11 protein-coding genes are annotated in these 12,152 nt (G+C 39.3%); all 11 read left to right on the forward strand.

Annotated features, from left to right (window positions below; translation table 11 throughout):
• Positions 1-959: UDP-N-acetyl glucosamine 2-epimerase (locus Q0502_RS04085; protein ID WP_298647457.1), on the forward strand; the 959-nt coding region annotated here is incomplete at its 5' end.
• Between the two features lie 12 nt (positions 960-971).
• Positions 972-2,045: a CapA family protein gene (locus tag Q0502_RS04090; protein ID WP_298647460.1), complete on the forward strand. Its 1,074-nt coding sequence runs from the start codon at positions 972-974 to the stop codon at positions 2,043-2,045.
• On the forward strand, positions 2,042-3,205 hold the full coding sequence (locus Q0502_RS04095; protein ID WP_298647463.1) for a glycosyltransferase: 1,164 nt from the start codon (positions 2,042-2,044) through the stop codon (positions 3,203-3,205). The genes Q0502_RS04090 and Q0502_RS04095 overlap by 4 nt, the downstream gene beginning before the upstream one ends.
• Positions 3,206-3,214: 9 nt before the next feature.
• Entirely contained in the window at positions 3,215-4,603 is a 1,389-nt protein-coding gene (locus tag Q0502_RS04100) for a phenylacetate--CoA ligase family protein (protein ID WP_298647466.1), read from the forward strand.
• A complete protein-coding gene (locus Q0502_RS04105) occupies positions 4,600-5,754 on the forward strand; it encodes a glycosyltransferase family 4 protein (RefSeq protein WP_298647469.1) in 1,155 nt (384 codons plus the stop codon). Before Q0502_RS04100 ends, Q0502_RS04105 begins: the two co-directional genes overlap by 4 nt.
• Positions 5,755-5,764: 10 nt before the next feature.
• Positions 5,765-6,370 (forward strand): sugar transferase, encoded by a 606-nt coding sequence (locus Q0502_RS04110; RefSeq protein WP_298647472.1) that lies wholly within the window; start codon positions 5,765-5,767, stop codon positions 6,368-6,370.
• Between the two features lie 20 nt (positions 6,371-6,390).
• A complete protein-coding gene (locus Q0502_RS04115) occupies positions 6,391-6,999 on the forward strand; it encodes an acetyltransferase (protein WP_298647475.1) in 609 nt (202 codons plus the stop codon).
• Positions 6,996-8,129: an aminotransferase class V-fold PLP-dependent enzyme gene (locus tag Q0502_RS04120; protein ID WP_298647478.1), complete on the forward strand. Its 1,134-nt coding sequence runs from the start codon at positions 6,996-6,998 to the stop codon at positions 8,127-8,129. Before Q0502_RS04115 ends, Q0502_RS04120 begins: the two co-directional genes overlap by 4 nt.
• 16 nt (positions 8,130-8,145) lie before the next feature.
• Positions 8,146-9,093: a UDP-GlcNAc--UDP-phosphate GlcNAc-1-phosphate transferase gene (locus Q0502_RS04125; protein WP_298647480.1), complete on the forward strand. Its 948-nt coding sequence runs from the start codon at positions 8,146-8,148 to the stop codon at positions 9,091-9,093.
• A 7-nt stretch (positions 9,094-9,100) separates the two neighbouring features.
• Complete coding sequence (locus tag Q0502_RS04130) at positions 9,101-9,490, forward strand: WbuC family cupin fold metalloprotein (protein WP_298647485.1); 390 nt, start codon at positions 9,101-9,103, stop codon at positions 9,488-9,490.
• A gap of 610 nt (positions 9,491-10,100) precedes the next feature.
• Positions 10,101-12,152 (forward strand): P-loop NTPase fold protein (locus Q0502_RS04135; RefSeq protein WP_298647482.1); only part of this gene is annotated, 2,052 nt, incomplete at its 3' end.

Consider the following 12,152-nt stretch of genomic DNA (forward strand, 5'->3'; position numbering starts at 1 on the left):
GGCCGGACTATTTCCTAAATGCGGCAGGAAAAAACGCCACGGAAACAGCCGGACAAATCCTGATCAATATTGATCCGGTACTGGAAGAGGTGAAACCCGACGCTTTCCTCGTACTTGGCGACACGAACTCCTGTCTTTGCGCCATCGCTGCGAAGAAACGCCATATCCCAATCTTCCACATGGAAGCGGGTAACCGTTGTTTCGATCAGCGGGTGCCGGAGGAGAGCAACCGCAAGATCGTGGATCATACGGCGGATATCAATCTCACCTATAGCGATATCGCCCGTGAATATCTTCTCGCTGAAGGGTTACGCCCCGATCGGGTAATCAAAACGGGCAGTCCTATGTTCGAAGTGCTTACACAATATATGCCGAGAATAGAAAAATCAACGATTCTTGATGAGTTGCAATTGGAAAATGGAAAGTATTTTGTTGTTTCCGCACACAGGGAGGAGAACGTCGGTTCAGAAAAAAATTTCTTCAATTTGGTGAAAATTCTGAATGGCGTGGCGGAGAAATATGGTTATCCGGTGATTGTCTCTACCCATCCCCGCACGCGCAAGATGATTGAAAAGAAAGGGGTTGCATTTCATAAAAACGTACAATTGATGAAGCCAATGGCGTTGAGTGATTACAACAAGCTACAGATTAATGCTTTTGCCGTGTTATCGGATAGCGGAACTGTTTCGGAGGAGTCGTCCATCCTTAATTTCCGTGCGTTAAATATCCGCGAAGCGCACGAACGTCCCGAAGCCATGGAAGAGGCCTCGGTCATGATGGTCGGCCTGAACCCCGAACGGGTGATGCAGGGGCTAGTGCAGTTACAATATCAATCGGTTGGGGAAAAACAAAATTTCCGTCCCGTGGCCGACTACAGCATGCCCAACGTAAGTGACAAGGTAGTACGCATCATCATCTCCTATACGGATTATATTAAACGAGTCGTTTGGAGTGAATAAACCGTTAATATTATGAAAATTGCTCTATTAGGAGATACGGCATTCTATGGCAAATTTTGCTTGAAATATGGGACACCGAAAAAGATTCTGGAAAAGACCGCTGATGTTCTTAAACACTTTGATTACGTGGTGCTAAACCTGGAGACTCCTTTTGCTTCGGATAATGCTAAACGATTTGGGAATAAATCAGCATATATAAAATCCGATCCTGAAAACATTGAGTTGCTGAAATATTTGGGAGTTGACGCTGTCTGTCTTGCCAACAATCACATGTTTGATTTTGGTTACAAGTCGTATAATTTGACAAAAAAAATCCTTTCAGAGAACGGCATTGATTATTTTGGAGTTGAAAATAAAGATCTGAAAATAACTATTTGTGGAAATAAGATTGCTTTTAGTGGGTATTGCTGCTTTTCAACTAATCCAATCAATGCATCGTCAACAGGAGTCAACCCTTTAGATTATAAAATTGTGGAAAATAAGTTGAAAGAGGATCAGTCTTTGGGTTACGCAAGCATCATAAGTATCCACGCTGGCCAAGAACATATTAATTATCCTAATTATGATCATGTGGAGATGGCTAGAAAGCTTTCGCTTGTTTATTCTTATATTTACTATGGACATCATCCTCATGTTCTTCAAGGTGTTGAAGAATTTAATGATTCTCTTTTTGCTTATAGCCTGGGAAATTTCTGTTTTGATGATGTTTATACAAACAAGTCCAAAGAACCATTGGTAAAAATGAATGAAAACAACCATGAATCAGCAATTTTATCACTGCAATACGATAGTTCTAAATTGACAGGATATGAATTTATTCCTTTATTCGATGGTGGAGTATGTGAAAGGATACAGAAAGATCTCATATTACGGCGTATTTCAGAATATTCAGCCCGACTTCAAGATGACAAAGAGGTGTATAACGAAAAAAGAACTCAACTTCTCAATGCTTATCTTCAAAGTAGAAAGAGTAAAAGAGATTTGAATTGGTACCTAAAAAGATTAAACTATAATTCATATAAAATAATAATGAACAGTTATCAAAATACGAAGAAATACACCAAACTTATCAAAAATCATCTATGAATAATCATTTAGATATTACCATAGTCAATACGATGCCATTCCCATCCGGAGCTGCATCCGTTAATAGAATTCTCTCTTATTCAAGAGGTCTTGTGGAGATTGGAAACAAGGTTACAGTATATTCAACAGCCTATGGTAAAGATATTTTAGAACATGAAATCAATGGAATTCGCTATAAAGCACTAAGGAATGTGTCTAAATCAAGAATCAAAAATACTTTATCGTTAGTCGGTGCTCTTATTAGATTAATACGAATTCTTATATCTAAACGTACTAATGTTGTTATTCTTGTGTCTAATAATTTACTCCTTATTCATCCCTTATATCTTGTAACAAAAATAAAAAGAATAAAATTCGTTCAGGAAAAAAGTGAATTCCCTTTTGTATTAAATAATAAATCAGTTCTTGGTCGATTTTTCGCCTATGTCTACGTTAATACGACCTATAAACTTTTTGACGGGTTGATAATAATGACTTACAAGCTAGAGGATTATTTTAAGGATAAAGTACGAAATAATTGTACAACAATTGTTGTACCCATGACAGTTGAGCCAGAAAGATTTTCGATACAAGTCGAAAATAATATTGGAGACTATATTGCATATTGTGGGGATATAGGTGGAAATAAGGATGGAGTTCAAAATTTGATTACGGCATTTAGCTATATCGCAAAAGATTTTCCGAGTCTTAAATTATTACTCATCGGAGATAGTAAAGACCGTAGTGAGAGAATGAAATTAGAAGATTACATTAAGGAGATCGGTTGCCCGAATGTGGTGTTTTACGGTGTTGTATCGAGAGATAAAATACCACCACTCTTATGCAATGCGAAAATTTTGGCATTGGCACGACCTTCCAGTTTACAATCTACAGGAGGATTCCCTACCAAACTGGGAGAATACTTATCTACAGGTAACCCTGCTATCGTCACCAAAGTTGGCGATATTCCTTTGTATTTAGAAAACAACAAACATGCATTCATGGTTACACCAGATGATAATTATGCCTTTGCAGAAAATATAAAATATATAATGAATAATTATGAAAGTGCTCTAGCTGTTGCTAAAAAGGGTAAAAACCTTGTTTACGAAACATTTAATTACAGAGTACAAGCAAAAAGAATACATGGTTTTTTATTAGAGTTAACAAAGTCAAATTAGTTTTAAACTATGAAAGGAGAATATATATATCAAACATTACCTCATTTTTTTCAAAACTTGATGGTTTCCTTATACAATAAGCTCATGTATAAGAAAAGATATGGAGGTGAATACAAAGAATACCTTGATAGATTTATAAAAAACCGAACTCTGTCTCTTACTCAACTGAAAGAAATTCAAAATGAAAGGTTCGTAGATTTAGTGAATTTTTCTAAAGTTAATTCACCCTTTTATCGTTCTCTCTATAACAACATTGAAACATCTTCATCAGTAAATGAGATTTCAAAACTACCTATTCTTGATAAAGAGCTCCTGCGTAAGGAAATTGATAATGTACGTACAATAAGCAGCAGACAAGCTATTCATTCTAAAACGGGGGGAACAACTGGCAAATCGCTGGAAGTATATTTCACGACAGAGAACATGCAGGAACGTTTTGCAATGTTAGATGATTTCAGAGGCCGGTACGGGTATGAATTAGGAAAAAAAACAGCTTGGTTTTCCGGCAAATCTTTACTTACCAAAAGAGATGTTCGTAAACACAGGTTTTGGAAAACAGACCTCGTGCATAAGGTACGGTATTATTCCACTTTTCATATAAAGGAGGATAATTTGAAGTATTATTTGGAAGATATTATTCAATTCCAACCGGAATATCTGGTAGGATTTCCTTCAAACATACTGGAGATAGCTAAGTATGGAACAAGGTATGGATATAAATACCCAGAAAGGGTAACTAAAGCTATTTTCCCCACTGCAGAGACAATCACTTCAGAAATGAGAGAAATTATTGAACCATTCTTTCATTCAAAAATGTTTAATCAATATGCTTCCTCAGAAGGAGCCCCTTTTATATTTGAATGCTCGGAAGGAAATTTACATCTGGAATTACAGAGTGGAGTGTTCGAAGTATTAGACGATGATGACCAACCGACAACTTCTGGAAAATTAATCGTAACTTCATTTACTACATACGGCACTCCGCTTATTCGTTATGATATTGGGGATTCTATTACATTAGAAAATGAAAATAAAACCTGTTCATGTGGAAATAAGAATCCAATGGTAAGAGAAATATTAGGACGGATTGATGATTATATTTTCTCACCAGAAAATGGAAAAATCAATTTAGGAAATGTATCTAATACACTGAAAGACACAAAGGGAATAATCCGTTTCCAGGTTATACAAAATGAATTAAACACTCTCGAATTATTTGTAGAAACGGACAAAGTGGTATATAACAAGAAAATAGAGGATAAATTTCTTCAAAACTGGCGTGACAGAGTTGGTAACAAGATGGAAATATCAATCCATTACGTGGATAATATTCCGGTAGAGAAAAGCGGAAAATTTAGAATTGTGAAGAATAACATCAAACATCTCTTGTCTGAATGATAAGGAAGAAGCTCATACGTATTTCTACTGCGCCTATTTCTCTTCATAAACTTCTGAAAGGACAGTTGAAGTTTATGAGTATTTATTATGACGTTGTAGCTGTTTCAAGTTATTCTGACGTGCTTGAAACGGTAAGAGAAAATGAAGGTATTCGGATTAAAGGAGTTGAGATGACACGTAAGATTACTCCGGTACAGGATATCAAAGCATTGTGGAAAATGTTCAGATTTCTTCGAAGAGAGAAACCTTTTATTGTACATACACATACACCAAAGGCTGGAATTGTGGGAATGATTGCAGCATCACTTGCAGGAGTACCAGTGCGGTTACATACTGTAGCGGGTCTCCCGCTGATGGAAGCTACAGGTAATAAAAGACGTCTTCTCAATTTTGTAGAGAAAATGACCTATTCGCTCGCGACAAAAGTGTATCCAAACTCTTATGGATTGAGGGATTTCATCGTTTCCGAGAAATTGTGTAATGAAAAAAAATTACAGGTGATTGGAAGTGGCAGTTCAAACGGAATTGATACTGCTTATTTCGATTCAGTACCATTTACAGTTGAAGAAAAAAAAAATCTTCGCGAATCATTACAAATAGACGAAAAAGATTTTGTCTTTATTTTTATTGGCCGTTTGGTAAAGGATAAGGGGATCAATGAATTAGTTGCAGCTTTTTCTGGTTTAAAAGCGAAGAATTGTAAATTGTTGTTGGTCGGTCCGTTTGAGAAGGATTTGGATCCACTGTTACTCAAAACGGAACTGGAGATTGAAAATAATCCGAATATCATATCTGTAGGATATCAAGATGATGTGCGAACTTTTTTGGCAATCTCCGATTGTCTGGCTTTTCCAAGCTATCGTGAAGGATTTCCTAACGTCGTGATGCAAGCTGGTGCTATGGATTTACCGAGTATCGTTACTAATATTAACGGCTGCAATGAAATTATTATTCACAACAAAAACGGAGTTATTATTCCTCCCAAAGACGAAAATGCACTATTGGGTGCAATGGACTATTTTCTCCATCATCCCGAAGAGGTAAACCGTATGGCAAAAAATGCCCGCTCACTTATTGCCGAACGATATGAACAACGAGTAGTGTGGGAAGCATTATTAGAAGAATACAATAGACTTTTAAAAAAGGATTGAAATAGTATCTATGTATAAACATTTTTTTAAACGTTTATTTGACTTCGTTCTTTCCCTTATGGGATTCATCATCATCAGCCCGATATTTATCGTTGTATGGATCTGGCTGACGATAGCCAATAAGGGTGTCGAGGCGTTTTTTTTCCAGGAGCGGCCGGGTAAAGATGAAAAGATATTTAAAGTCATTAAATTCAAAACGATGACAGACGAAAAGGATAATGAGGGAAATCTATTACCTGATTCGGAACGCCTCACAAAAATTGGCCATTTTGTCCGCTCCACATCACTAGATGAAATTCCGCAACTGTTGAATGTGATTAAAGGAGACATGTCGCTCATCGGGCCTCGTCCCCTTTTGGTGCAATATCTTCCACTCTATAACGAATTTCAGCGCCGCCGCCATCAAGTGCGCCCCGGTATAACCGGATGGGCACAGGTGAACGGGCGAAATGCTATCAGTTGGCAACAGAAATTCGAATATGATGTATGGTACGTGGAAAACATCTCAGTATCTTTGGATATGAAAATCCTAGTGCGAACCCTACAAAAAGTATTCAAACGCGAAGGGATCAATTCCGATACAAGCGCCACAATGGAAGCGTTTAAAGGCAATTAATCTACTAATATGAATCTCTTATGTATCTATTTGGAGCAAGCGGACACGCCAAAGTAATTATCGATTCATTAAAAGCTTCTGGAGTAGTTATTTCAGGACTCTTTGACGATAATCCGGAAGTGAAAACACTTCTGAATAATACAGTTTTCGGCTCTTTTGATTCTCAGCGATTAGGAAACGACGAATTGATTATTTCGGTGGGTGTGAACAACATCAGGAAAAAGATTACTGAAAAATTACCTCAGGATATCAATTACGGTCGGGCAATCCATCCTTCAGCTATAATCTCCGAATATGCTTCTATCGATAAAGGCACCGTTGTAATGCAGGGTGCTATTATTCAATCAAGCGTGAAAATTGGAGAACATTGTATCATCAATACCACTGCATCTGTAGACCATGATTGCATTATTGAGGATTTTGTACATATCTCCCCCAACGCCACACTTTGCGGTGCAGTATTGGTGGGTGAAGGTAGTCAGGTCGGAGCCGGAGCCGTGATAATTCCCGGTATCAAGATCGGAAAATGGAGTCTTGTTGCCGCCGGTGCTGTAGTCATGAAAGACGTGCCAGACAATGTATTGGTCTTAGGAAATCCTGCAAGAGTGGTAAAAAGAATAAATTTATGAACAATAAGAGAATATGGCTTTCACTGGCCCATATGGGGGGCCAAGAGCAACGATTTATACAGGAGGCATTCGACACCAATTGGGTGGTGCCATTAGGGCCTAACGTAGATGGATTTGAAAAAGACTTACAAACGCTTCTAGAAGAGGACAGGTATATCGTGGCGTTAAGTGCAGGTACGGCGGCGATTCACCTGGCATTAATTCAATTAGGTGTCGGTCCCGGTGATGAGGTAGTCTGCCAGAGTTTCACCTTCAGTGCGAGCGCCAACCCGATTAAATACCTGAGCGCCGACCCGGTATTCGTGGACAGCGAATCGGAGACATGGAATATATCTCCCTATTATCTTCGTCAAGCTATTGAAGACCGTATCGCCAAAACGGGAAAGAAGCCTAAAGCGATCATCCCCGTACACCTGTACGGCTTGCCGGCAAAAATGGACGAAATAATGGCGATTGCCCAAGAATATGGAATACCGGTGCTCGAAGATGCGGCCGAAGCGCTCGGATCGGAATATAAAGGCCGGAAATGCGGAACGTTCGGGGAGTTTGCCTGCTTGTCGTTCAACGGAAATAAGATGATCACTACCTCCGGCGGAGGTGCATTGGTCTGCCATACCGAAGAAGAAGCAAAATATACCAAATTCCTCGCCACACAGGCGCGCGACCAAGCACCGCACTACCAGCACTCACATATCGGATATAATTACCGTATGAGCAATATCTGTGCAGGTATCGGCCGGGGGCAGATGTTGGTATTAAACGACCATATAGCGCGAAGAAGAGCTATCCATACACTTTACAAAAAAGAGTTGAGCGATATACCGGGCATATCAGTCTTTGACAATCCTTCGGAAGATTTCAATTCGAACCACTGGCTGACCTGCGTCATAGTAAATCCGGATGTGGCGGGGTTCAGCCGTGAAGATATCCGCCTGAAGATGGAGGAAGAGAATATTGAGACCCGCCCCCTCTGGAAGCCTATGCATTTGCAACCGGTATTCGCCGACGCGCCTTATTACGGCGGCAATACGGCAGAAAAACTCTTTGACAATGGTCTATGTCTACCCTCGGGTTCTTCTCTTACCGATGATGATATTCGGCGCGTGATTTCGGTTATTAAAAATATGTAAAACAATGTGAGTTGAAATGATCTATCTACTTGTCATCGTCTTACTTTTTACCGCGGAACTCTTTTACTTCCGCTTTGCTGACAGATATAATACTAAAGAACAAAACTCCTACACCCGGATTACGCTATGGGGAGGGGGTATTATCTATTGGGTGGCCGCCCTACTCTACCTGTCGATAAACCCATCGGAACCGGCAGGATGGTTCTTCGCCGGTATCACGATAATGGCGGGCGTAAGCCTGTGGGACGATGTGAAAGGCCTGGGACAAAAAATCCGGTTACTGTTCCACCTGCTGGCTATGACCTGCGCATTTTACATGGCGAACGTGTTCGGAATTTATCCCTGGTGGGCTATTGTGATCGGATATATTGTATTTATCGGTGTTGTGAACGCGTATAACTTTATGGATGGTATCAACGGCATCACAGGATTATATACGCTGGCAATACTGCTGCCGATGGTCTATGTGAACAACTACATCCGGACTTTCATCGAAAACGATTTCCTGATCTTCCCGCTACTGGCATCCGTAGTGTTTCTGTTTTTCAACTTCAGGAAACGGGCGAAATGCTTCGCGGGGGATGTGGGGAGCGTAAGCATTGCCTTCTGGATCGTGACGCTGTTGCTGTTGCTGATTATTGAAACACAAACCCTGATATGGATCGGGTTTTTGTTGGTTTACGGGGTAGATTCCGTTTGCACGATCCTGCATAGAATTTACCTGAAACAGAATATAATGGAGGCGCACCGCCTGCATTTTTACCAGATACTGGCCAATGAATGCAAAACGGATCACAGGGAGGTTTCCCTGATCTATTTTGTGGCGCAACTGATCTGTTCCGCACTGATCATTACCCTCTACCCGACCATAGGCTGGTGGATCTTCCTGATACTCGCAGTTACTCTGGTAATTATATATGGACGGAAATTCCAATTAATGAAAACAACCATCATTGAAAAATAATATTGCCATGCTGATCGACGAACAACTATTGGACGAAGTAACGGCCAAGGCGCAAGCCAGTGAACGCCTGCGAATGAATTTTAACCTGCATGACAGCTTAGAGGCCAAGGCACAGCGGCTGCTGAATGCGTTGGAACCGGGAACAATACTCCCTGTACATCGTCACCGACGGACGGCCGAAACTTATATTGTACTCCGCGGGAGTATCCGGGTATTATTTTACAACGATGAAAAAGAGCTGACCGGGAAATTCACCATCGACCCGAAACAAAATGAGTACGGTATACATATTCCGGCAGGACAATGGCATACGCTGGAAGTAATGGAATCCGGCACAGTGATCTTCGAAGTGAAAGACGGCCCTTATACCCCTCTGGACAAAGAAGATATCCTTTGAACAGATAAAATATACACACTTCACATCATGCAAATCTATGGTATAATCTTTAACCACAAAACTTTGGTATGCAGGTGATTAGAGAAATAATTCAAAAATTTGACACATGACCAAGATAAAAGCATATAATTAAAAGATGAGATATTCAAATATAAAATGAGTAAGATTTTGTCAATCTGTAAATCAATTTACAATTAAACGGTCAGCAAATTCGTTACGCAAATCTCCAAAACGGCATTTTTGTGATGTTTCGCTGGCTATTGCCGCTCTTAAACGGTATATTATTTCTCTGACTCTTTATGTATTAAAAATGATATTTTTTGTTATTTATTTTGTAATTTTGCATTCCAATTGCAAGCAGGCACAGAAAAATGAAACAAACGAATGATAATCTTCAAACAGCCTGCAGAGTATGGAAAGAGGTTGTCGATTAAAAATAAGAATGCACTCACCATTTATCACATGATCATGCGCCGGGATATTACATAAAAAATTTGGAAAAGGTAGACAAAATAGGCCTACATACATATCATTCACGATATATCTTCATTGGAAAAAATAAAGCGCGAATTATCAAAGTAAATGAATTATCTGATAAATAAGAGTAACTATGCAGCCTATTACCATTAATCTTTCCGAAAGCCGGAATGCCCGGGTATTTGATGAAAGCAGTCTGGTTCATTATGAAGAACTCAATAAGGCTACATGTTGGATTCAGGAAAGAATAGATATCCTGAAAAATCAGGAAGAACAAAAGAACGGAAGTGATTGCCGTCACCAATCGGATGAACGCCTTCATGATACCATCAGCATCTTAGGGGGACGCGGCAGTGGAAAGACCTCTTTTATAAAAAGCCTGCTGGATAAGTATAAAGAAAATGATGATATTGCCGTAATCGACATAATCGATCCGACGCTGATTGAAGAGAAAGGGCATATTTTTCTTACCATCATGTCACAGATCGCCAAGATGGTGGAAAAGAAAATATCGGAAAATGGTTGTAATACCGAAAGTCAGCCCTGTTTGTGTAAAACGGAATGGGATAACCAATCAAAAGCGCTTGCAGCTAGACTTTCCGCCATTGACGGAGCAGGCGGGGGATTTGAAACCTGCCAGGGCCCGGAATTTTGTATTCATAAGGGATTAAATAGCGTTCAATTGGCCAAAAGCCTGGAAAATGATTTTTACAATTTCGTGGAGTTAGCTCTGGAGATACTTGAAAAGAAATTATTTATTTTAGCATTGGATGATATCGATATCGATTTTTGCAAAGGATGGCCGGTATTGGAAACGATCAGGAAATATTTGACTTCTCCCCGGATTATTACTTTATTGAGCGGCGACATAAAGCTTTTCTTCAAAGCCGTACGCAAAAAACAATGGAAAAATTTCAGTAAGGCATTGGTCATCAATGAAGGAGAAAAATTCAACCGGATGGTGGATTATGATGATTTAGTCACGGAAATGGGTGGGCAATATTTGCAAAAAGTGATGCAGCCCCAAAGAAGAATCCACCTGACCACTTTATATGAAAAAATATATTTTTCCAGAAAAAAATCCAGAAGTATATGTATCGAATATAATCAGAAGAATGAGAAAGGTCAGAAAACCAATAGCAAAGCAATTGTAGATTACTATAATGATCTGCTGAGTCAATTCGGTATCGTCAACCCCTCCCAGGCGGAGGAGTACCGTTCGTTTTTATTGAGTTTACCGATAAGGACACAAATCCAGTTTCTTTCGGCTTTTGACAATATTTCGCGTATTAATGAGGTCGACGTGATGGATACCTTTTTAAGTGACCTATATGAAAAAAGAGTAGATATCGATACGGCAAAATCCAGCTATAAACATCTGAATCCGATTATACTCAAATTACTCATAAAGGAAAAGGTATTGGATGAAGCTTACCAGTTGCAACCTACCACGACCGATTCCAGTTTGAACAGCGCTCTCACCTCGTTAAGTTTTCTTTTCAGCCAAAAAACGATCGATTATCCTTATCTCATTTTCGAATACTTTATCAAAATCGGCTATACAAGAAATTTATTAAGTATCCTGGGGTATCAGGAAAAAGAGAACGGAAAAACAGTTTCTCTAAAGTCACCCTCTATAGAGGGATTGTGCAAGCATGCATCGATATACAGTGATGCGAGTTTAAAAAGCATAGCATGCTGCATCACTTCCTACATCCAGGCCATCCTGGATAAGGACAAAAAAGAAAAGAATTCTTTCGGAATGATAAAATTTCCCAGAAAGGAAGTCTATAGAATGCTTAAGTTAAGAAAAGAGAATGGAAATATGCCCACCGGAAAGTATCCGTTTATTTTTGAGAGGGAAAACATAATTGCTTCTTTTCCCTTAAGTATATCACAGCATAACAGAAGAAACGAAGGATTCGCCATTTATTCCGTGTATGTATTGCTGGCAACGATTGGAGAATTAATAAAGAAAGTGGAAGTAAAGGATACTTTAAACGGAATATACGAATTATCGCAAATAAGATCTTATCCAATGCCTCTTTTTGGGGAAACATCCTCTTCGGACACTTATGATATAGAGGGGCCGTTCGATTTGGAAAATACAATCGAAGAAGAGTCGTTTTCCTTTCTGGTACCGTCTATCAAAAGATGGATCGACGCCTATCCTAAAAAAGAGATG

The sequence above is a fragment of the uncultured Proteiniphilum sp. genome, assembly GCF_937873925.1.
GTDB lineage: Bacteria > Bacteroidota > Bacteroidia > Bacteroidales > Dysgonomonadaceae > Proteiniphilum.